Genomic DNA, 22,122 nt, shown 5'->3' on the forward strand with positions numbered 1-22,122 from the left:
ATAGAGGTTAACAACTTTGGGAGAGTGGTGGGATGAGGATATCTACCCGGGAAATGGTTCTGGCGGCGATGTTTACCGCCCTGCTCTGTGTTCTTACCATACTGGTGAGGGCTTTCCAGCCAGTGATGGTGATGCCTTTCAGCCTGCAGCCACTGGTAATGCTCCTGGCTGCCCTGCTGCTTTCGCCCTTGGCCGCATCTTTGAGTATGCTGGCTTATCTTCTTCTGGGGCTCATTGGCCTACCGGTCTTTTCCGTACCCCCTTATGGCGGCCCGGCCTATGTTTTGCTACCCAGCTTCGGTTTTTTGCTGGGATTTCCGCTGGCCGCCTACCTGCAATCCTGGTTTTTACGCCATGTTTGGGGAAAGCAGCATTATCATAATGCCATCACTGGCGGCAAAGCGTCCATTTTATTAAAATTTTCCCTTTCCGGTTTATTAGGAATAATCATTTATTACCTGCTTGGTTTGCCTTATATGTATTTGATATTAAATTTCTACCTGGGACATACTGTAAATGTTGGACAAATAATTAAACTGGGTTTTCTCCCCTTTGTTTTCTTCGACTTAATAAAAATTGCCATAGCCGCCATAATTGCCGAGCAATTTTGCAGGAGAATGGAAACTTAGAGAGAAGAAATTAGAAGAAATATAGCTTGCGGATTCCGCTGTTTTGTGGATTAAGAAACAAAAAAAACCAGCCCTGGTTTGAAATTGGAGGGAATATGCCTTGATACTGGTCTTTGATGTGGGCAATACCAATACAGTAATCGGTGTTTATGATAGGGAGAAGCTTTTAAACCACTGGAGGATAAGAACCAATCCCCAGCGTACCTGTGACGAATACGGAATATTGCTGCGCTCCCTGTTGGAAAACGATAAATTAAATCTAAAGGATATAAAATCGGTGGTTATTTCCTCGGTTGTTCCTACATTGATGATGGAACTGGAGTGGATGAGCCGTAAATTTTTTGCCTGCCGCCCTCTGGTTATCGGCCCGGGAGTTAAGAGCGGCCTGGCTATAAAATATGAGAATCCCAGAGAAGTAGGGGCTGACCGGGTGGTAAATGCGGTGGCCGCCTATGACAAGTATGGGGGGCCTCTGATAATCGTAGACTTTGGCACTGCCACCACCTTTTGCGTAGTAAGCGCGAAAGGAGAGTATTTGGGCGGAGCCATTGCCCCCGGGATAATAATATCCACTGAAGCCCTGGTCTCCAAAGCCGCCAAACTGCCGCGAGTGGAGCTGCAACGGCCCCGCAGCCTGATTGGCAAAAATACCGTCAGCAGCATGCAGGCCGGGATAATGTATGGCTTTGTAGGACAGGTGGAGGGGATTATAACCCGGATGAAAACGGAAATCGAAACTACACCCCAGGTGATTGCCACGGGTGGCCTGGCTGCGGTAATCGCCCGTGAGACTGATGTGATCGATAAAGTTGACGAATTCCTCACCTTGGATGGATTACGTTTGATCTACGAAATGAACCGGGGATAAGCTCCACCTTCCCGAGTGATCATAGGGAAGATTCTTCTGGTTGGCGAACCAGCCAGAAGAACCGTCCCCAAGATATATGCAGTGGAAGTATTTATTTCTTATTAAGGAGAAGTCAGTGTTTTTTATTGGTAAACAGAAGATGGAGAACCGCGTCTGTGCTGCTCCGATGGCTGGAGTTAGCGATAAGGCCTATCGCGTTTTGGCACGAGACTTTGGCTGTGGGCTGGTCTGCAGTGAAATGGTAAGTGATAAAGGCCTGGTTTACGGTCAGGGGCGAACTAGCAAAATAGCCGATAGCAGTGGAGAAAAACGACCGGTGGCCGTACAGATTTTTGGCTCTGAAGCCGAAAGCATGGCCACCGCTGCCCGGATAGTTGAAGAGATGGGAGCAGATATCATAGATATCAATATGGGCTGTCCCACCCCCAAGATCGTGAAAAACGGGGAAGGGGCAGCCTTGATGCTGGATATAACCAAAAGCCGGGGCATAGTTCGGGAAGTGCTGCGAGTGGTAAAAGTTCCAGTAACGGTTAAGATGCGCAAGGGCTGGGACGAAAACAGTATTAATTGCCTGGAACTGGCCCAGAAGCTAGAAGAAGAAGGAGTCGCTGCGATCTGCCTTCATCCCCGCAGCCGCCAGCAATTCTTTTCCGGATCGGCTGACTGGAATTTGATAAAAGAGATGAAGAAAGAACTTAAGATACCAGTAATCGGCAACGGGGATATCTGGTCGGCTGATGATGCCCAGCGGATGATTGATTTTACCGGCTGTGATGCGGTAATGATTGGCCGGGCCGCCCTGGGAAATCCTTTCATTTTCCGGGAAACGTTTGAGCTCTTAGAAAATAACCGCCGGATACCCCCACCCAGCCGCGAAGAAAGGCTGCAAACTGCCACCCGGCATCTAAACCTTGTCTGCCAATTCAAAAGTGAAGCAGTAGCCGTCCGGGAAATGCGCAAACACTTTGCCTGGTATATCAAGGGACTCCCTGGAGCCACCCGTGTTCGTCAGGAGATAAACCGTGCCGCCTCCCGTGATGAACTGCTCTTTGCCCTCGATTCCCTGCTGTGAGACAAGGGTGAGACAAGGGGACGTTTCGTTTGTCTCATGGGGGTGAAAGGCTAGCTACAATAACCGACCCTCGGCTGTATGGCTGGCCCCTTTCTCTTGGTTCCGACTGGCCCCTTTCCCTTGGTTGATCATGGCCATACAAGCCTATCTCCCCAATCTCTTTAATCGACTCCTCAGCATTAGCGCTTGATTCCTGTTTTGTGATGGTGGTAAAATAATACTATCTATGTTGTGAACAAAATTGTGCTCAGGATTACCACGAACAGCCAAGAGGACAATTATTCTGGGGAAAACTATGGGACAGTTCAATTGGCAGGCAGCCCGTCCCCGCAATATATCAAGAGAACCGTCCCCGTGATATACCGTCCCTATGATAGAAGGAGAAGTCTATGGAAATATTTCGTATTCAGGATAAGATTATAAGCTGGCAGAAGATTGAGAACACTTTGCGCAAAGCTCTGCAAATGAGGGCCCGGGGTCTGTCACAGCAAGAAACGGCCGATCGCCTGGCGATCGATCGTACCTTTATATCTCGTCTCGAAGGCATTGGTGAAATTCGCAAAGGGCAATCCATAGCCTGTATCGGTTTTCCCCTGCAAAATAAAAAGGAAGTTCAGGATATTCTGGAAAAAGAAGGGGTAGACTTTATATTATTGATGAGTGAAAAAGAAAGACTGGATTTTGTCAACCAGCGCAGCGGCAAGGAACTGTTGAACGAGTTGATGGATCTGACCGCCCGCGTCCGGGGCTATGAAATAGTAATAGGAATTGGCTCCGATGAACGATTGAAGCTCATTGAAGGTGTTTTGGACGGGCAGTTTATCGGGGTGGAGATAGGTGCCTCCCCCATAACTGAAGACAAGTGGGTGGACCCGCAGGAAATTAGGAAAATTCTGCGCTCTATCAGAACTGCCCGCTAGTATGGAAAGTGAGGGGTAAGGGGTTTAATTTATTTCCTGCTACACCTTACTATTCAAGCCCATACTAACTCGCTTTTCATCGGTGCTTGTGGCCCCCGGCCATGGGGGATTAGTAAGAAAAGTCGTCGGTCGTCAGTCGTCAGGAGAACGGAGACGGAGGGCGGGAGACGGAAAGCGGAAGTCGGAGCATGGAAGACGGAACGACACAAAAGAACCGTCTCCTTGTGTTCAAGAAAAAAAGGAGGCAGATACTTGAAACGTATTGTTAGTGTCAGCCTGGGTTCATCGCGTCGCGATCACTCCTTTGAAACGGAATTTATGGGCGTGAAATTCCACATAGAGCGTATTGGAACTGACGGAGACTGGAATCGCGCCATCGATCTCATAAGGGAACTGGATGGCAAGGTGGATGCCTTTGGCATGGGGGGGATCGACCTTTATGTATACATAGCCGGCAAGCGTTATGTAATAAAAGACGCCCGCCGCTTAATGAATGAAGCCCGGAAAACCCCGATGCTGGACGGCAGCGGCTTGAAGAATACCCTGGAGCGCAAGTGTATCATGGATATCCAGCGGGACGGAATCATGGATCTTAAGGGGAAACGGGTCTTGATGGTCTGTGCCGTGGATCGCTTTGGCATGGCAGAAGCTTTTGAGGAAATCGGAGCGCGCCTGACCTTGGGCGATTTTATTTACACCGTAGGCGTGCCCATTCCTATGCATTCGCTGCGAACCTTGCGAATATTGGGAAGTGTCGCGGCTCCTTTTATTGTTAACATGCCCTTTGACAAGCTTTATCCCACCGGCAAGGAGCAGGATGTCATAATTCCCAAGCATTCAAAATATTATTATCTAGCTGATGTTTTGGCCGGCGACTTCCTTTATATCCGCCGCTACCTGCCGGAGAAACTCAACGGGCAGGTGATAATAACCAACACCACCACCCGTGAGGATATGCAGATGTTAAAAAAACGGGGCATCAGCAAAGTTATTACCACCACCCCGGACATGGGCGGGCGCTCTTTTGGCACCAATGTTATTGAGGCCATAATGGTTACCCTGATGGGGCGTCCTATCGATAAAATTACTCCGGCCGATTATTTTTCCATGCTGCAGGAGCTAAACCTGAAGCCAGGGGTGGTGAATCTGGAGGAATTCAGTGCTTGACCTGGATTTTGCCTTTTTTAATTTAAGAAAGCAGGACCGGAGGGGGCTAATCTACCGGAAATCCATATTGGACAGGCTGGCCCCCCTATTTTTTTCCCCCCGGGTGGAAAAACTGATTCATCTTGACGGTCTTAATTCTCAGGGCTGCAATATTTTGCTTCCCCTGGGGCCGGGCAACCTCCGGTTGCTGGATGCGGAAAAGCAGGAAAATATAAGCCAGCGCTCAACGGAGATATTGGAAGATTACCAGTTGCCGGCCATGGCCGTAGATCGCTTACACAAGGAACAGCTGCGCCTCCTTTTTCCCTCCCTCCCCCTGGTTTTTGGGGATAATTTCATCAAAGCCCTGGCCAGTGTTTTTATCCGGGAAATCCATTCCCGGCGAGGGATAAAAAAAGTGATTATTACCGGGGAAACCGAGTATTTTCCCGAATTTGTAGCGGAAACAGCTGCCCTGGGTATACCGGTATCCCTGCAAAGCACCCATCCTTCACGCTATGAGATTCTAGCCTATCACCTACTCTACGAAAAAGGGCAAGCGGTAAGCACCAGTTATCTGAAGCCGGAAAAATGGGAAAGGGGAGAACTGGTCTTGATGTTTGACCCGGATATGCGGCAGATGGCTATCAGTTCGCCCCGGGCTTTTTGTATCAAGTTCAACGATCAGGTAAAAGGTCTTTCCAGAGAAATGGAGAATCATTTGGCCGGCAATGGCATTGATCCTGTTTTGCATAACCTGGCCCCGATACTGGAGATATCTTTGCTGGCAAAAGCAGGATTTTTCGGTCCCAATGCCGAACAGGATAATGCCAGGGAGGAAGAAGGCCGGAAATTTCTGCTTCTGCAGGAATTGGGAAATCAGACCGGCTTATGGGAGCTCTTCCTTGACAAGGCAATATGAGCTCTTTATAATACCATAAAGGAAAAGCGGCCTTTATAATGCGAGCGAGCCCCGTCTCGCTTTTATAACGAGGTGAAATATGTCCCCCGCTTCTTTAAGCGGCCGGGTTCCTATTAACAGAACAGACGGCGGGTTCTAATCCCCGTCTCGTTGCAGCGCTGTGTTGAAACTGCTCTGCAGTTTCTTCCGATGCTTAAAATTTATTATGGATAGGAGCGAATTAAATGGCGGAGGAAAAAGAGGTAGTTCTCACCAAAGAAGGCCTGGAAAAACTGGAAAATGAACTGGAGCACCTCAAATCGGTGAAAAGAGAAGAGGTTGCAGAACGGATTAAACAGGCTATTGCCTTTGGAGATATAACGGAAAATTCAGAATATGAAGATGCCAAAAATGAGCAAGCCTTTATCGAAGGACGCATAATAAGCTTGGAAAAAACCTTGAAAAAAGCCCGTTTGATGGAAGATGAAGACATACGCACCGATGTGGTTTCCTTGGGGTCACGCATCACTCTAAAAGAGATGAAATCAGGGCGTGAAGTCACGGTCACCCTGGTATCTTCCGTTGAGTCCAAGCTCAAAGACGGCAAAATTTCAGATGAATCCCCGGTAGGCAAAGCTATTATGGGTAAGAAAGTTAAATCCACCGTATCGGTAGAAGCACCCGCCGGAACTATTAAATACAAGATTATAAAAGTAGAGAAGTAGTGGGAATGGTCGTCGGTCGTCGGTTGTCAGACGTCGGGGGACGGAAGACGGAAGACGGAAGACGGAAGACAGCAATCTCCCGCTTTTGCGGCCAAGTGTCTTTTAATACCATAGGGACGGTTCTGCTGATATGTTGCGAAGAAATAAAAGGTCTGAAACGCGGGTACTGCTTTCTAACCTTGATTCCAGCCCCTTTTGTTGCCCAGATGTTGCCCATGCGAAGCGTCTGCTCCGTAGGCACAACTGATGCTCCCTGTAGTCGCAATTAAGGACGCACCCTGCGGGCACAACTGATGCTCCCTGTAGTCGCAATTAAGGACGCTAGAGCGGTATATTTATTCAAGCCAGCGGCCAGGGGCACTTAATAAAAATATTTAGGAAGTGTTTTAATGTCAGAATCCGAATTAAATATTAGCGAGCTAAAGAAGGTACGGCTCGAGAAACTGGCTGAACTAAAGGAAATGGGAATTGAGCCCTTTGGTCGGAGATTTGAACGCGACTCCATGGCTCAGAATATAAAGGAAGCTTTCTCCGAACTGGAAGGGAAGACCATAGCCATTGCCGGAAGAATAATGTCCAAGCGAAGACATGGCAAGGCCGGTTTTGCTAATTTAGCCGATTTATCCGGCAGCATTCAGCTCTATTTTCGTCAGGATGATTTAGGCCCGGAGAAGTACGAACTATATAAAAAGCTGGATATAGGCGATATTCTAGGAATCCAAGGCGAAGTTTTTCGCACCCAGAAGGGAGAAATAAGCATCCATGTGAGGGATCTATACTACCTCTCCAAATCCCTTACCCCTCTGCCGGAAAAATGGCATGGTTTAAAGGATGTGGAACTCCGCTACCGCCAGCGTTATGTGGACTTAATCGTAAACCCCGAGGTTAAGGAAGTCTTCGTCAAGCGCAGCCGCATAATCAAGGAAATGAGGAACTACCTGGATGACAGGGGATTCCTGGAAGTAGAGACCCCTATGATGCAGCCCATACCCGGCGGCGCTACCGCCCGGCCTTTTATTACCCACCACAACGCTCTGGACATGGAGCTTTACTTACGCATAGCCCCGGAGCTCTATCTCAAGCGCCTGATTGTGGGCGGGCTGGAAAAGGTCTATGAAATTAATCGCAACTTCCGCAATGAAGGCATATCCACCCGGCATAACCCCGAGTTTACCATGCTGGAGATCTACCAGGCCTATGGGGATTATGAAGTGATGATGCAGCTTTGCGAGGATTTGATTTCCGCGGTGATGCTTAAGGTCAATGGCAGTATGCAAATAGATTTTGAAGGAGAGCAGCTTGATTTCACCCCCCCCTGGCGGCGCGTGACCATGCTGGATGCCATTAAGGAAGCCGCCGGACTGGATTTCTCCCTTATCAAGAGCGATGAAGATGCTTGCCAGGCAGCCTGGCAGTTGGGTCTGGAGGTCAAAGCCGGTGCTTCCCGGGGAGAGCTAATTAACGAAATTTTTGAGCAATTTGTTGAGGACAAGCTCATTCAACCCACCTTTGTCTACGGGCACCCGGTGGAAGTATCGCCCTTGGCCAAGAGAAACCTGGAAACCCCCGAATTTACTGACCGCTTTGAGCTCTTTATTATGCAGCGGGAAATAGCCAATGCCTTTTCCGAGTTGAACGACCCCATAGACCAGAAGGAACGCTTTATCAAGCAGGTAGAGAAGAGGGCTGGCGGTGATGCTGAGGCCCACATGATGGACGAAGATTACATAAACGCCCTGGAATATGGCATGCCTCCGGCAGGAGGAATGGGCATAGGAATAGACCGCCTGGTGATGCTGATGACCGGCTCACCCTCCATCAGAGATGTCATCCTTTTCCCCACCCTCCGCCCGCGCAGCAGTGAGGCGTAAGGGGTAAGCCAGAAAAGTCGTCGGTCGTCAGACATCAGGCGTCGGAGATTAGAAGGGGTTCTATTTAGCTACATCTTACTATTCCAGTGCCTACTAACTCACTTTTCATCGATGGTTGGGCGGCTACTTCAATAACTTAACAACTTAAGTGCCTGGCACCGTTAACTTGGATGTGAAAGAAGATTGTTATTCAATTCCTACGAGTTCATTTTCTTATTCCTGCCCCTCACTATTCTGGGGTATTTTTTTCTTAACCACCAGGGGTGGAAAGGTGCGGCCAAAGCCTGGCTGGTTGTGGCTTCACTCTTTTTCTACAGCTGGTGGAATGTGATTTACCTGCCCCTGATCCTCTTTTCCATGCTTTTTAACTACATCATCGGCTCTAGCCTGGCAAAACTCAGCAGCAGCCCGAATCCTACCCGGCGGCTTTTACTCATTGCTGGTATTAGCGGAGACCTGGTTCTTCTGGGCTATTTCAAATATGCCGACTTTTTTATCGGCAACATTAATTTGCTCTTTTCCACCCATTTTTCCCTCTTGCGCTTAACCCTGCCCCTGGCGATAAGTTTTTTTACCTTTCAGCAGATCGCCTACCTGGTAGACGCTTACCAGGCCAAGGCGCAGGAATATGACTGGCTGAACTATGCCCTCTTTGTCAGCTTTTTCCCTCATCTCATTGCCGGTCCCATTGTTCACCACCGGGAAATGATGCCCCAATTCGCTTCCCCGGAAAACAAGTCCTGGAATTATGAAAATGTCTCCCGTGGTCTTTTTCTCTTTTTCACCGGGCTGTTTAAAAAAGTCGTAATCGCCGATACCCTGGCCGGCTGGGCCAGCTTCGGCTTTGACCAGGCCAGCAGTTTAAGCCTCCTGGAAGCCTGGATGGTTTCCCTGTCCTATACCTTCCAGATCTACTTCGACTTCAGTGGCTATAGCGATATGGCTTTGGGTGCCGCCCTGATGTTCAATATCCGCCTGCCTATAAACTTCAACTCACCTTATAAAGCCCGGAATATCCAGGAATTCTGGCGCCGCTGGCACATGACCCTGAGCCGTTTCCTGCGCAACTATCTCTACATCCCCCTGGGGGGGAATCGCCACGGTGAAGCCAAACTCTACCGCAACCTCATAATTACCTTTTTACTCGGCGGCCTCTGGCATGGGGCTGCCTGGACCTTCGTTTTTTGGGGATTTTTGCACGGGCTGGCCCTGGTTATCCACCGCCTCTGGCAGAAGACCGGGCTACGGATGAACCAGGTTCTGGCCTGGCTCGTATGTTTTAACTTTGTCAACTTCAGCTGGGTGTTTTTCCGCGCACAAAGCTGGCCCGAGGCTCTGAAAGTCATAAAAGGCATGTTGGGTTTCAGCGGCATCGTACTACCAGCCGGACTAGCTGGAAAACTCGGTTTTCTTGCCCCCGCCGGGGTGCTTTTCGGGGAATTTACCCTGCAAAGCCCGGCCCGTGCCGCCCTGCTGCTGGCAGTTAGCCTGGCTCTGGTTCTATTTTGGCGCAATTCCATGGAATTAGAAAAGGACTTCACCCCGGGGCTGCGCCAGGCCGTTTGGGTGGGAGCCATGGCCCTGGTCGCCATATTAAGCCTTACCGGCATCAGCGAGTTCCTCTATTTTAATTTTTAAAAGTACTTAATGCTTAATTTTATTGATGATTAAGAAACCGGGTAAAATATTCACTGCTAATATGATTCTTGACTTCCTATTCTAACAACAGTTAAACTGTAATCACAGCCTAAATGTTTGGAGGTAATACCATGTCAACAGTTATTCAACAAGTGCAGAAGCGGATGCTGGTTAGCCTGGCCCAGGTAGCACGAAACTTAAATATACATGAAGGGGATCATGTATTGTTGGAAGAAAGGGATGGGGGCATCTTTATTTCCCCGGTGGGTTGGCATGAAAAGAACCAGGAATACTTCTGGAGCGAAGAGTGGCAAAATATGATGAAAAAGAGTGCTGAAGATCTTGCCCAGGGGAGAGTGCAGCGCTTCCAGGATATCAAATCGCTCATGGAAAAGCTGGGTGGGGAAGAGGATGATAATGCCTGAGATAATATTAACCGATACTTTTTTAGAAGGGTTCCGTAAATTATCCCCATCTGAACAGAAGCAAGCTCGTAAGGCCATCCGCTTCCTGAGCGAAAATCCTCGTCATCCTTCGCTGCAAGTGCATATTATTAAAGGGACAGATTTCTGGGAGGTATATGTAAATATGGATGTTAGGATGATTTACCTGCCGGAATCCAATGTGTATACTTTGATGGCTATAGGGCATCACGATATTCTTAAGAATTATTGAGGGCCTGCCAAGGGGACGGTTGTGCGCCAAAAAGGCGCATGTAAAGAAAGCATTGCTGAAAAGCGATCGCTTGAACAGTAAGATGTAGTAAGAGAATCAACCTGCACCCGGCACCCTGCTGGTACTCCTGGTGTTCCACCCTGCGGGTGTCACTATTAAGGTTGTGGTCATGGGGGGGAGTAAGAAAATAGGGTTAGATGTAGAAGGACGAAGTTGTCAACAACCCCGTCCCCCTGTCAGTCCCCCTGTCAGATTCTATCGGAGGATGTAGTTTCTAAATGATATCATATAAGAAATGGCTCTGGATGACCTTAAGCATAATACTGCTACCCTTGATAGCCATTGCCGGCTTCAATTTCTATATTGATCCCCTGTGGAACTTCGGGCACGCCCACCGCTACAACCGGATTCAGGCCTCTTTTGACGAGCGGCAGCAAAAGACCAACCGGGTAACATTTGGCTCTTTCGACTATGACACCCTGATTTTGGGCAGCAGCCGCACCACCTATATCAGCCAGTATGACTTTCCCGGCTGCAAGGCCTACAACTATTCGGTCAGCAATATGCTGCTGGATGAATACTATGACTATGTAGAATATGCCAAAGCCCGGAAGGGGCGGGAATTTGAACTTATCATCATCGGCCTCGACTTTTATGCCAGTAACCAGAGCATTAAGCGGGAATTCCACGAGCCCTCCTTCTATATGGAGCAGGCCAACGAGTTTGGCTACCGCTACAAGACCCTCTTGTCTCGGGATGTCCTGCGCTACTCCTGGCAGAATTTCCAGGCTTCTCGCCAGGGCCAGCCGCAGAATTTTGCTTATGACCGCTGCAATGTAAAGACCCTGAACCTGGTACCCGCCGGCGAAAAGCAAAAAAAAATAGATGCCACGGTGGACAAATACCGCCGGGACATCTATGCCAATTATCACTATGTCGATGTGAAAGGGATTCTAAGTCACTTGAAGGAAAGCAACCCCCATACCCGCTTTATCGTCTTTACCACCCCTATCTCCCAGCCTCTTTATGAGTTAATGCTGGAAGAGGGTCTCTATCCCTATTACCAGCGCTGGCTTTCCGACTGTGTAGAGGTTTTCGGCGAAGTTTACAATTTCATGGGTCCTAATTCCATTACTACCGACCTTGACAACTACTATGATGCCAGCCATATTTATCCCCATATCGGCACCCTCATCGCCCACCGGGTGATGAATAGCCCCGACCCCCGGATACCAGAAGACTTCGGGGTACTTATTAAGAAATAACCCCGCAGCGCCGCAGAATCCACTCCAGTATCCCTATCCCTAAAAGAGCCAGCAGGGCAAAAAACACCCCCACCAAGAGGCCCGCCAGAGTGCGGCTGGCGGAAATCGTCACCGCCGTAAAGACATGGCAGAAGCTATTGACCATGGAGATACTGCCCATGACTACGCCGAAGCCTAAAACCAGCAAAATTACTTCCTCTTTATAACGATGGTAAAGATAAACCAGGGCAAATAGTGAGGGATAGCCGATAATGATCTCCTTGAAACGCGGGCGGGCCAGGAAAACGCTTTCCAGAATCTCGCGGAACCTTAATTCCAAAGAAGAGACTGCAATCTGCGGGTTGTTTCCGCTCCTCCCCAAATAATAGTAGAGAGCCAGAACGGCTATACCCAGGGTGAAAAGCACCAGGTAGTTAGGATTCATCCGCAAGAACCCCATAACTTTCTCCTTGAAACCCTCCTCCCCGGCAAAACAAGCGAAATAATTCACCACGAAGAGCAATAAGGGCATGATAAAGGCCAGCTTCACCCCGCTGAAAACTTTCACATTCATGATATAGCGGATATCGGCCAGGCTGCTGACTACGGTGAGCATCCCCAGGGCATTAACCCCCAGGATGATGGCCAATCCCGCCAAAAGCTTGGATGCCAAGGCCTGCTCCCGGTGATTCCGCAGGTATATGAGCAGCAACAAACTGGAAAGGGAGGGGTAGAGTATGGCCGCAGCCAGGGCATAGACTTTAGCCAGGTCCATTCCCACCACCAGATTGCAGAGAAGACATCCCGCTATCCCCAGTCCCAGCAACAAAATAATGAAGCGGCGTCCCGGGCGGAACAGATAGAAAAGGTAGAGTGTCCCCGCCAGCAACAGGCTCATAGATAGGGCTAACTGCTGCCAGCAACCCGGTTTTTCACTGGAAAGATGCGGCAAGGGCTGGTCAATGGTAAAGCCTTTCCCTTCAATAGTAGCATGGAAGCGCTCGATTACTTCCAGGGTATTGGTTATATTCTCCGAATAGCTTACTTTTCGGTCCTTGAACGGTGAAACATAAAGAATCCGTATCCCCCGGTCCACTACCGCCCGCACCCAGCGATAATAGCGCTCATCCGTTGTCTGTACAAACTCATCGTTAGTTGTCGAATAAAGCCGGTTGATGGGATAGGCAGCAGCCACCATCAATTCATCCAGGCCCTTTTGTTCCACATATTTTAGTTGCACCGGAGTTTCGATAATCCCGATAATAAGTCCATATTTCTTGACCAAATCCTCCATGACCTCTAGCCGGTCCGGAGCCCCGCTGACCTCATTACCGAAGACCAGGTATTTTACATCATATTTGCCAACCAGTTCTTCGTATTCCTGCAGGTAGGCATCATTGGAACCCATGCTGTTGTCCGGGCGCAGTACGATATTAAAGCCCCCGGCTTTCAGCCGGTCCAGCACCCTATCGTCAAAGCCCAGGCGGGCATCGACTTCTACAAATTCATTGGCTGGTTTTTTGGGGTCTTTGGGCTTATCCAGGGGAAGCAGTTCCGCATTTATGATAAAATAGCTCTGCCCGCCTGCCTTAAAAGTTAGCAATTCCTCGGGCTGAAAACGGCTGGCCAGCTGCTTTTGCAGGAATCTGATCGTATCAGGCCGGTCACTGCAGAGCACCAGCTTGTCCGGGCTTATAACTTGCTCCCCCACGGCCCGGCGGGCCGCCGCTTCCAGCTCCGGGGCATAGTTGCGGTTGAAAGCCATAAACTCGCCCCAGGGGGATAGATAAATCTCCCCGCTGTAAGCCAGGTCGCGCAAAGAGGTATCCTTGATTCCCACATGAGTGACTCCGCTTTCTTTAAGCTGTTTTAGCACTTCATCCAGTTCCATATCAGCCGCATCCGCAGTTTTCCAGAACTCCCGGTAGTCGATAACCGTAATAACCGCCCGGTTCTGATTTTCATTGGAAACCCGCAGCCATAAGCCGCCCCCTGCCAGCAGCAGGGTCAGCAACAAGAAAAACCATCCGAGAACCAGCCATCTATTCCTCATCAACTTTACCTCCTATTTGCGTCACTTCTTAACACAAGGGGACAGTCCCTTTGTGTCCCTTCTATCGTGGTGATATGCCTTTATTGGGAGGACACAAAAGAATCCCCTTGTGTCACTTGAAAAGAACTGTCCCCCTGTGTCATTTCAAAAGCAAATCCTTCCGCAAGCCCATTACCCAGGCGGCTCCCAGGTAAGCCCCCGCACTGAGCAGCAAAGGCAGCAGGAAGGCATAGACCGGCCCTCCTGGGGAAAAGCATTTACCGGCATAAACTACTCCCAGCATCGCCCCCGCCGGAACGGAAAGCTTGCCGGCGAAGAGCAGGAACTCCCGGCCCACAAAGCTGCCTATTTCTTGTCGTACCATAAAACTCATTATAACACCATAAAGCAAGAGGCAAAACGAGGTAGACAGGCTTATCCCCGCTATCCCGGTTCGCCGGAACAAGAGAAAATCCAGCAAGAGGTTTATGAGCAGGCAGAGCAAACTCGCTCTCATGGGAATATGGAACTTCTTCAAGGCATAGAATACCCGGTTAAAAATCTCCTGGCAGGCATAACCCACGACCGCCAGGCTGTATAATAGAAAAGCCAGCGATGTCATGGCTGTGGATTTACTGGTAAAAGCCCCCCGCTCGTAGACCAGGGCGACAATTTCCCGGTTATAGGCTACAACCAGCAGGAGATAAGGGAGCAGGATGAAAATCAGTACTTTAAAAACCGCGGCCAGCATTCCCCGCATACGCTCATAATCCAATTGCAGGCAGTACTCGGACAGCCGCGGGAAAACTACGGTGGACATGGCCACGATAAAAATACTGGTAGCGGTGATAAAAAGATTGCTGCCAAAGGCCAGTGCGGCCGTAGTACCTTCAGAGAGGTGAGTGGCGAAGGAGCGGTCAATTATTAAACAAAGCTGTAAAAGAGAGTTCCCCAGCAATATAGGAAGCAAATTCTTATACAGATTGATTATTTTCTCATTTTTGAATTCGATTTTTCCTAAAAAGCGATATTTTTCCTTAACCAGCACCGGAATCTGGATAAGAAACTGCAGGAACCAGCCCGCCGTGGTCACATAGCCCAGTATGGTGATGTCCGCTCCTCGCAGCAGAAGAGCCCCGATTATCAGAAGATTAAAAGGAATGCTGATAACCGCTGAGAGCATGAAATAGCCGTGAACCTGCAAGACTCCAGTTGTCAGGTAGGTCAGGCTGACAAAGAGCAGGGTAGGCATCATAATACGGGTCAAAAGGGTAGCGATTCCGGTCACTTCCCCACTCAGGCCAGGGGCAATCAGCTGCGTTAGCGCCGGTGCAAAAATGATGCCCAGAAGCGCAATCAAACTGCCCCAAATGGTGATTTGCGCATAGAGACTGGCTATGTAACGGTTGCGTTCCTCGCGGCTGCGGCTTTTCACGAAATAAGTCAAATCCGGAATATTGACTGACGATAAGGCCATACCGATGCTGGAAAAGAGCAAGCTGGGAAAACTGAAAATCACCTGAAAGGCATCGGTCAATATAGTGGTGCCAAAAACCGAGGCAAAGACAATATCCCGGGCGAAGCCCAGCAGCTTGGAAAAAAATATTAATATCGAAACCCCGATAAAGTTTTTACCCGTTTTATTTTTCATAATTCTCCTCGAATATCAAGTATATGGGCGATACAAGGGGACAGTTCTTCTGTGTCGTGTGTCTATCCCCCGGGGACAGGACACAGGGGGACTGTCCCCCTGTGTCCTCATCGGAGTAATGAGAGGGCCAGGCGAGCATTCTCTACCGACTTTTCCCGCATTTCTCCGGCTCTCTTCCTTATCTGCTCTCTCCATTCATCATCTTCCAGCACCCGCTCTATCTCGGCTTTCATCCCCTCATAAGCCAGCGGTAGAGGCTTCATCGCAAAAAGTTTCAGAAAAGCCTCGACTTTTGGATCATAGGAAATCCCAACAAAGGGCACCCCCTGGCTGGCCGCAAAAATCAAGGCATGCAGGCGCATGCCGATCATTATATCCAGGTGGGCAATCAAGGCCAAATGCTCCCTGGCGCCCAGATGCCTTTCCAGCAACCAAGCATCATTTTTCATCAGGTTCATTACTTTCCGTGCAGCAGGAATATCTTCAGGATAAGCCATGGGGATAAACAGGATTCGGCAGCCCCTCTCCGCCACCTCGTCCAGAACCCGAGCGAGAGCCTCCTGGTATCCCTCCAAAGCCAACCACTGGCGCACCGCCACTCCTATCAGGACCTGGCCCCGTAAGCCCATTTCCTGCAAAAGGTTATCCATATCTTCCCGTTCGCCCGGCTCCGGTTGCAGGGAAAAGACCGGGTCAGAGGTAATTATCATAGGCGGGCGGCTAACTCCCAGCCTTTCCAGGTAGACAGCGGAATCATAATCCCGCAGGGTAATTAGGTCTACCCGGTTGCCCACCAGGCGCATCAAGAATTTACTTAAAGAACGATTGATAGGGCCTACCCCCTGGGCATAAAAAATTACCGGTTTACCCAGGAATTTGGCCAGGGCCACCACGCTTATATAATAAGGAAGGGAGCGGGCACTGGTTATATCCTGGAAAATACTGCCGCCCCCGCTGATCAAAAGGTCGGCCCGGAAAAGCTCACGCAGGAGCTGCCCGGGGTGCAAATAATATACCGCCCGGATGCCGTGCAGAAATGAAGTTCTCCGGGGATGACCGGAAAAGACCACGAAGTCCGCAGCTGGCTCCAGTTTCTTTATGGTTGAGGTGATAGCCGAAAGCAAGGCCTCATCCCCGGCATTGTCAAAACCGTAATATCCCGACAGGGCGATTCTCATAAGTCACTCCCAAATCTATTAATCTAGTCCATTATAGATTTATTGCTGGTCGGTGGCAAGATAATGACGACAATGGCCTGGTGAAAGTTTTAGCGTCTGCCAGCGTATAGCTTCACAGAAGTCAAAAAAAAACGAAAAAAACAAGCATTACGACAGCTTTCAACATCGATTTCCCCTGAACTTCCCATATAGACAAGCCTGGGGAGCGGTGTTAGAATGAACCTAGTGTTGAAGATGGGGGTTTGTAATATAATGTCGGCACCCGTGTATATCATTGTGCTGTTGTCAGCTTTTTTTATAGCTTATCTATCCATGCCAGGAGTTATTAAAATCGCCTACAGAATTGGAGCCATTGACCAGCCGGATCAGCGAAAGGTTCACAGCGCTAAGATGCCCCGACTGGGCGGAATGTCGATTTTTCTGGCTTTTATTTTTTCCATGATTATTTTGCAGAAGTATTCCGGCCCCTACCTGGGTATTATTCTGGGTGCCAGTATAGTTTTCCTGGTAGGGCTGTTGGATGATATATTTCAGCTCTCTGCTGGTGTAAAGCTCTTGGGGCAGTCCCTGGCCGCAGCCGTGGCCATATATTTTGGCGTAATGGTACACTTTGTGACCAATCCCTTTGACGGCTTGATGGCCCTGGGTTATTTCAGTATTCCCCTGACCTTTTTATGGATAGTTGGCATCAGCAATGCCATAAACCTCATAGACGGTTTGGACGGGCTGGCTGCCGGGGTCTCCGCCATAGCCGCCGTTACCATGGGTGTAGTTTCCCTGTTGCAAGGGCAAGTGGAAGTAGCTCTGGTGGCTTTCCTCCTGCTGGCCTCTATCTTGGGCTTCCTCCCCTATAACTTTAACCCGGCCCGAACCTTTATGGGTGATTGCGGTTCCAATCTTTTGGGCTTCATACTGGGCTGCCTGGCTATTCTGGGTACCGCCAAGAGCGCCACCCTGATATCCCTTTTGTTGCCCATTGTTATCCTGGGCATCCCCATATTTGACACCTTTTTTGCCATAATTCGCCGTATAAATAAGCGGACTCCCATTTTCAAGCCCGACAAGGATCACTTGCATCACTGCCTGCTGGCCATGGGTATGAGCCACCGCAACTGCGTACTCGTAATCTATGGTATTAGCGGCTTTTTCGGCCTGGTGGCTATTACCTTTAGTTTTATAACCAGCCCCAAAGCCAGCCTCTTGCTCGGATTGCTTCTCATACTTGTGGTATTGGGAGCGAGTAAGATTGGGATGTTCAGCGGAAGCAGTGCCCGGATGGCGCGGCAGGTCATAGAGCCCAATCCCAGTGCCAAAATAAGCGAGCATATTTGATAAATCTGGCAAAGTGGAATCAAAAACGACAAAATTGGCGTCTAAGATATAAAGAGGCGAAAAATGTCCCCCGTTTCTTTAGGCGGTCGGGTTCAACAAAATAGGCGGCGGGTTCTAATCCCCCTGCCTCGTTGCAACGCTGTGTTGAAACTGCAGCGCAGTTTCTTCCAATGCTTAAAGGGAGAAGGTACCGATGGCCAAAACGAAATCCTATCTAAAATATATTTTCATAGCCGGACTTATCTTTGGCGTTTTTTTTGGCATTGGCTCCGGTCTGAGCCATATACTTTATGCTGACCGGGATTCCGATCCAGCAGTGGAAGAGGAAGAAACGGCAGATAAGCCCAAAGACGGAAAAAGAACTAAAATACTGGTCCTGGGGGTAGATGCCCGCCCTGGGGAAACGAACTCCCGTTCCGACACTATGATACTGGTAACCATTGACCCCCGGTTGGACAAGGCGGCCATCGTTTCCATTCCTCGCGATACCAGGGTTCAGCTTAAGGGCGGAGCGGTGGACAAAATCTGTGCTGTCAATTACCTGGGGGGGCCCAAGTATGCGGTTGAAGTTGTGGAAAAACTGATGGATACCAAAATAGATTATTATGTGGAAATGAACTTCAAAGGCTTCAAGGAGATAGTAGATACCCTGGGCGGAGTTACTATCAATGTACCCCAGCGCATGTACAAACCCACTGAGGATATTGACCTCTACCCGGGCACTCAGAAGCTTAACGGCAGGCAGGCTCTGGCTTTTGTCCGCTACCGCGATTATGTTATGGGTGATATACAAAGGACGGCAGCCCAGCAGGAATTCCTCAAAGCCCTGGCTGATGAGATATTAAAACCCAAAACCCTGACCAAGCTTCCTACTCTGGTACGGCAGTTGGATAAACACATGGATACCGATCTTAAGAAAAGCGATATGCTGCGCCTGGCCAGTTGGGCTCCCGGCTTTAGCACCGATTCTATTGTAACCCAGACGCTTCCCGGTTATTTCTATGATGAATGTGACGAATACGGCAACCTCATCTGCAGTTATTGGATTGCCGATAAGAAGAACCTTGCCGGCCTGCTGGACAATATGCTGGCCGGGGAAACCGTAGCTGTGATTCAGAGCTCTACTAACAGCCAGAAAAAGGCGATAGCTACTAAAAACGATAATAACAACGATGAAAAAGAACATAACGACGGCATATACAGCAATAGGGATATAGAGAGGTCGAAACTGCCCAGTCCCGGCCATGCGGGAAGCTGGAACCCGGCCCCATCTAATAATAAACCTGAGACTTCCAATCCCAGCCTGGATCCTACCGGACCGGCCGGCTATATTTAAGACGGAAGGCGGAAAGCGGAGGATGGAAGGCGGAGGGCGGAAGGGTCGACGCAAGAGATAAGAACAGCAGGCAAGAGAACCGTCCCCAGGCCTGCTTAGTGAGGTACATATTATGAAAAAAGCTCTACATATTTTTAACTATACCGTATTATTCAGCATATTTTTCAGCCTGATTCTCATCCTGGCCTGGGCCCAGTCGTCCCCGGCCGCTACTGCGGTTATCAAGGGTAGTGTGGTCAATATACGCCAGGGTCCCGGTACCGGCCACGAAATAGCGGGCACCCTCTACCAGAACACGGAGGTAGCAATCCTGGAGAGCAAGGACGGCTGGAAGAAAATCCAGCACGGCAGCCTGAACGGCTGGGTAGCTGACTCCCTCCTGCAGGTAAAAAAAGAAGAAATACGGCTGCAGGTAACTGCTGACAAGGCCAACCTCAGGTCCGGCCCCTCCACCAGCTCTTCCCAGGTCGGGCAGCTACGCCAAGGGGACAGCCTTATATTGCTGGATGTGGAGGGAGAATGGTATAAAGTCCAGGTTCCCGGCGGCAGCAGCGCTTACATAGCTTCCTTCCTGGTAAGCAAAACGGCAGTTGCTGCGAACAGCTCCTCCACCCCGGCAGCCGGTAGCCAGCCGGAAACAGCGGCCACCGTCCCGGCTTCATCCCCGGCTCCTGCCGTTACCAGGCAGGTTGAGGTCATTTCCGGCCCTATAAATATTCGCAGCGGTCCGGGTGAAAGCTATCCGAAACTCGGCAGCATTGATGAAAAAACCGTCTATCCCGTCATAAGTAAAGAAGGGGAATGGTATAAGATTCGTCTCGCCAACGGCAGCGATGCTTATGTAGCGGGCTGGCTGGTGAAGGAAAGCAGCATGGCCTCCAGCACGGTAATTCCACCCGCCGCTGCCAGCGGCAGCAGCGCTGCTACCGGCGGTACAGCGGCTGGCAGCACTGCTCCCCGGGTCTTTCTGGATGGGCAGGCCTTAAGTTTTGAAGTACCTCCCATTATTGAAAACGACCGCACTCTGGTGCCCCTGCGCGCTATTTTTGAGGCTCTGGGTGCTACGGTGGATTGGGATAATGCCACCCGCACCGTCACTTCGCGCAAAGGAAGCACCACGGTAGTACTGGCTATAGGTTCCCTTGCCCCTACCGTCAATGGACAGGTCCGGCAATTGGATGTACCCGCCAAAATAGTGGCTGACCGCACCCTGGCTCCCTTGCGATTCGTAGGTGAAGCCTTTGGCAGTACCGTAGACTGGGAGGGAAGCACCCGCACCATAAATATCAAGAGCCCTCCGGCCCCCGGCGCTCCCTCTGTCGGTAGCGGCAAGAAGGCGGTAGCCGTAACCGTCAACAAAGAAATTATAAACCTGCGCAGCGGTCCCTCCACCGGCCACGCTCAGCTTGACCAGGCCCGCTCCGGAGAGAGGATGCAGGTTCTGGCCGCCCAGGACGGCTGGTACCAGGTCAGCCGCGGAGGAAAAATAGCCTGGGTATCAGGCGAGGTGGTAGATGTGGCCTGGCAGGAAAACGAACCCGAAGCTGTACCGGTGACCACTTCCCCGGGCACTCCCGGTAATTCTTCGAGCGAACTGCCCCCGCCCGCATCACCGGAGAACATCCGTATATTATCCAGCAAAGACGAAACCGGGCTGAAGATAATCATTGGTTCGGGAGTGGAGCTAAAAGGGCGCCTGGAGGAAAGCGGCAATAACTTACGCTACTATTTTACCGGTCGTTCCATTGAGGGCAACACCATTATCCGTGAGAATATCGCCGGTGAGATACTGGAGGTTAAAGCTGAACAACAGGGTGAAGATGCTGTTATTTATATCAGCATACCGGCCAATCTGAAATACCGCAGCGCCAGCGAAGAAGGCGGCAAGAAAGAAACCATAATCATAAGCAACTTTATTACCGGTATAGAGAGGAAGACCTTCGGCAGCAAAGGCGAGAGGATAATCTTAAAGACCGTCTTGCCCCTGGACTATAGCTCCGAACAGCAGGGAACCCAGATGAAGATAAAACTGCCCTTCCTGCTGAAAGGCAGCGCCCCATCCGAATACAGCTTCGACAGCCAGTTGATGCAGCACCTGCAGTTAAGCGAAAGTGAAGTAAACGGGACGCAGGGTATGGTTCTGGCCATTGAGACTAAAAACCCGGCCAAATTCGCCTTCGGTAAGAGCGCTGAAGGCAACCAGCTCCATATCCTCTTCGTGGACCAGAGCGATGTACAGCAGCTTGGTTCCGCCATAGTTATCGATCCCGGACACGGCGGCAAAGAAACCGGGACCATCGGCAGTTGGTTAAAGGAGAAAGAGCCCAACCTGGATATCAGCTTGAAAGTAGCCGCCCTTTTGCGGCAGCGGGGAATGGAAATAGTACTCACCCGGGATGATGATTCTTATGTTTCCCTGGAGGAGAGGGCCGATATCGCCAACCTCTATAATGCCCGGCTCTTCGTATCCATCCATAATAACGCCAGCCAGAATAATCCGGCGGCCCAGGGAAGCGAGACCCATTATTATGCTCCTTTAGACAACCCCGAGCTTTTTATGCAGAGTGCGGAACGATGCCGCCTGGCCACCTGCATCCAGGAGCAACTGGTGAGCAAGCTCCGTCGCGTGGACCGGGGGGTAAAAACCGGGCCAAGCTCCAATTTTTCTGTACTAAGGAACACCCGGATGCCTTCAGCCCTGGCTGAAGTAGTATTCCTCAGCAATACCGAGGAAGAACAGCTCCTGCAGCAGGACTACTTCCGCACCCTGGCCGCTGAAGCCATAGCCGACGGCATCACCCAGTACTGCGGCGGAAGTGCGGAGATAAAATTGTAACGAGGCGAAGAAAACCCCTCACTTCTCTTTCAAAACTACAGGGATTTCGACGACAATCAAAAATTTTC

The 22,122-nt window shown here is 50.1% G+C and carries 18 protein-coding genes; 15 read left to right on the top strand and 3 right to left on the bottom strand.

Annotated features, from left to right (window positions below; translation table 11 throughout):
- Nucleotides 1–32: 32 nt before the first annotated feature.
- The 12 genes from SWOL_RS00600 (at nt 33) to SWOL_RS00655 (ending at nt 11,710) form a co-directional block, all read left to right on the top strand.
- Entirely contained in the window at nt 33–629 is a 597-nt protein-coding gene (locus SWOL_RS00600) for a biotin transporter BioY (protein WP_011639575.1), read from the top strand.
- A gap of 100 nt (nt 630–729) precedes the next feature.
- Entirely contained in the window at nt 730–1,497 is a 768-nt protein-coding gene (locus SWOL_RS00605; protein WP_011639576.1) for a type III pantothenate kinase, read from the top strand.
- Nucleotides 1,498–1,573: 76 nt separating this feature from the next.
- Nucleotides 1,574–2,569: a tRNA dihydrouridine synthase DusB gene (gene dusB, locus SWOL_RS00610; RefSeq protein ID WP_049750143.1), complete on the top strand. Its 996-nt coding sequence runs from the start codon at nt 1,574–1,576 to the stop codon at nt 2,567–2,569.
- A gap of 389 nt (nt 2,570–2,958) precedes the next feature.
- Nucleotides 2,959–3,489, top strand: coding sequence for a hypothetical protein (locus SWOL_RS00615; RefSeq protein WP_011639578.1), 531 nt, complete (start codon nt 2,959–2,961; stop codon nt 3,487–3,489).
- A gap of 252 nt (nt 3,490–3,741) precedes the next feature.
- Nucleotides 3,742–4,656: a hypothetical protein gene (locus SWOL_RS00620; RefSeq protein ID WP_011639579.1), complete on the top strand. Its 915-nt coding sequence runs from the start codon at nt 3,742–3,744 to the stop codon at nt 4,654–4,656.
- A complete protein-coding gene (locus tag SWOL_RS00625) occupies nt 4,649–5,557 on the top strand; it encodes a hypothetical protein (RefSeq protein WP_011639580.1) in 909 nt (302 codons plus the stop codon). Before SWOL_RS00620 ends, SWOL_RS00625 begins: the two co-directional genes overlap by 8 nt.
- A 224-nt stretch (nt 5,558–5,781) precedes the next feature.
- Entirely contained in the window at nt 5,782–6,261 is a 480-nt protein-coding gene (gene greA / locus SWOL_RS00630; RefSeq protein WP_011639581.1) for a transcription elongation factor GreA, read from the top strand.
- Between the two features lie 389 nt (nt 6,262–6,650).
- On the top strand, nt 6,651–8,132 hold the full coding sequence (gene lysS, locus SWOL_RS00635; RefSeq protein ID WP_011639582.1) for a lysine--tRNA ligase: 1,482 nt from the start codon (nt 6,651–6,653) through the stop codon (nt 8,130–8,132).
- Nucleotides 8,133–8,315: 183 nt separating this feature from the next.
- Entirely contained in the window at nt 8,316–9,770 is a 1,455-nt protein-coding gene (locus SWOL_RS00640; RefSeq protein WP_011639583.1) for an MBOAT family O-acyltransferase, read from the top strand.
- 131 nt (nt 9,771–9,901) lie between these two features.
- Entirely contained in the window at nt 9,902–10,195 is a 294-nt protein-coding gene (locus tag SWOL_RS00645; protein WP_011639584.1) for an AbrB/MazE/SpoVT family DNA-binding domain-containing protein, read from the top strand.
- The gene (locus tag SWOL_RS00650) at nt 10,188–10,445 is read left to right on the top strand and encodes a type II toxin-antitoxin system RelE/ParE family toxin (protein WP_041427637.1); all 258 of its coding nucleotides are present in this window, start codon (nt 10,188–10,190) and stop codon (nt 10,443–10,445) included. The genes SWOL_RS00645 and SWOL_RS00650 overlap by 8 nt, the downstream gene beginning before the upstream one ends.
- 278 nt (nt 10,446–10,723) lie before the next feature.
- Entirely contained in the window at nt 10,724–11,710 is a 987-nt protein-coding gene (locus SWOL_RS00655) for a hypothetical protein (protein WP_011639586.1), read from the top strand.
- Here SWOL_RS00655 and SWOL_RS00660 read toward each other — a convergent pair.
- The 3 genes from SWOL_RS00660 to csaB form a co-directional block, all read right to left on the bottom strand.
- Nucleotides 11,700–13,742 (bottom strand): DUF5693 family protein, encoded by a 2,043-nt coding sequence (locus SWOL_RS00660; protein WP_011639587.1) that lies wholly within the window; start codon nt 13,740–13,742, stop codon nt 11,700–11,702. The genes SWOL_RS00655 and SWOL_RS00660 overlap by 11 nt on opposite strands.
- Nucleotides 13,743–13,881: 139 nt before the next feature.
- Nucleotides 13,882–15,372 (bottom strand): murein biosynthesis integral membrane protein MurJ, encoded by a 1,491-nt coding sequence (gene murJ / locus SWOL_RS00665; protein WP_011639588.1) that lies wholly within the window; start codon nt 15,370–15,372, stop codon nt 13,882–13,884.
- A 107-nt stretch (nt 15,373–15,479) separates the two neighbouring features.
- Nucleotides 15,480–16,550 (bottom strand): polysaccharide pyruvyl transferase CsaB, encoded by a 1,071-nt coding sequence (csaB, locus tag SWOL_RS00670; protein WP_011639589.1) that lies wholly within the window; start codon nt 16,548–16,550, stop codon nt 15,480–15,482.
- A gap of 216 nt (nt 16,551–16,766) precedes the next feature.
- On the opposite strand from csaB, the gene SWOL_RS00675 reads away from it, so the two are divergent.
- The 3 genes from SWOL_RS00675 (at nt 16,767) to SWOL_RS13355 (ending at nt 22,054) form a co-directional block, all read left to right on the top strand.
- Nucleotides 16,767–17,882 (top strand): glycosyltransferase family 4 protein, encoded by a 1,116-nt coding sequence (locus SWOL_RS00675; protein WP_011639590.1) that lies wholly within the window; start codon nt 16,767–16,769, stop codon nt 17,880–17,882.
- A gap of 193 nt (nt 17,883–18,075) precedes the next feature.
- A complete protein-coding gene (locus SWOL_RS13350) occupies nt 18,076–19,218 on the top strand; it encodes an LCP family protein (RefSeq protein ID WP_011639591.1) in 1,143 nt (380 codons plus the stop codon).
- A 112-nt stretch (nt 19,219–19,330) separates the two neighbouring features.
- Nucleotides 19,331–22,054 carry an SH3 domain-containing protein gene (locus tag SWOL_RS13355; RefSeq protein WP_011639592.1) on the top strand — a complete coding sequence of 908 codons (2,724 nt, stop codon included), beginning with the start codon at nt 19,331–19,333 and terminating at the stop codon, nt 22,052–22,054.
- Nucleotides 22,055–22,122 lie beyond the last annotated feature (68 nt).

It is taken from the genome of Syntrophomonas wolfei subsp. wolfei str. Goettingen G311 (assembly GCF_000014725.1).
GTDB lineage: Bacteria > Bacillota > Syntrophomonadia > Syntrophomonadales > Syntrophomonadaceae > Syntrophomonas > Syntrophomonas wolfei.

Bases quoted from the DNA above. Each gene is read 5' to 3' on its own strand.
- SWOL_RS13355 (WP_011639592.1), top strand. From the start codon at position 19,331: ATGAAAAAAGCTCTACATATTTTTAACTATACCGTATTATTCAGCATA.
- SWOL_RS00675 (WP_011639590.1), top strand. From the start codon at position 16,767: ATGAACCTAGTGTTGAAGATGGGGGTTTGTAATATAATGTCGGCACCC.
- greA (WP_011639581.1), top strand. From the start codon at position 5,782: ATGGCGGAGGAAAAAGAGGTAGTTCTCACCAAAGAAGGCCTGGAAAAA.
- csaB (WP_011639589.1), bottom strand. From the start codon at position 16,550: ATGAGAATCGCCCTGTCGGGATATTACGGTTTTGACAATGCCGGGGAT.
- SWOL_RS00655 (WP_011639586.1), top strand. From the start codon at position 10,724: ATGATATCATATAAGAAATGGCTCTGGATGACCTTAAGCATAATACTG.
- SWOL_RS00650 (WP_041427637.1), top strand. From the start codon at position 10,188: ATGCCTGAGATAATATTAACCGATACTTTTTTAGAAGGGTTCCGTAAA.
- murJ (WP_011639588.1), bottom strand. From the start codon at position 15,372: ATGAAAAATAAAACGGGTAAAAACTTTATCGGGGTTTCGATATTAATA.
- SWOL_RS00660 (WP_011639587.1), bottom strand. From the start codon at position 13,742: ATGAGGAATAGATGGCTGGTTCTCGGATGGTTTTTCTTGTTGCTGACC.
- SWOL_RS00600 (WP_011639575.1), top strand. From the start codon at position 33: ATGAGGATATCTACCCGGGAAATGGTTCTGGCGGCGATGTTTACCGCC.
- SWOL_RS00615 (WP_011639578.1), top strand. From the start codon at position 2,959: ATGGAAATATTTCGTATTCAGGATAAGATTATAAGCTGGCAGAAGATT.
- lysS (WP_011639582.1), top strand. From the start codon at position 6,651: ATGTCAGAATCCGAATTAAATATTAGCGAGCTAAAGAAGGTACGGCTC.
- SWOL_RS13350 (WP_011639591.1), top strand. From the start codon at position 18,076: ATGGCCAAAACGAAATCCTATCTAAAATATATTTTCATAGCCGGACTT.
- SWOL_RS00645 (WP_011639584.1), top strand. From the start codon at position 9,902: ATGTCAACAGTTATTCAACAAGTGCAGAAGCGGATGCTGGTTAGCCTG.
- dusB (WP_049750143.1), top strand. From the start codon at position 1,574: ATGCAGTGGAAGTATTTATTTCTTATTAAGGAGAAGTCAGTGTTTTTT.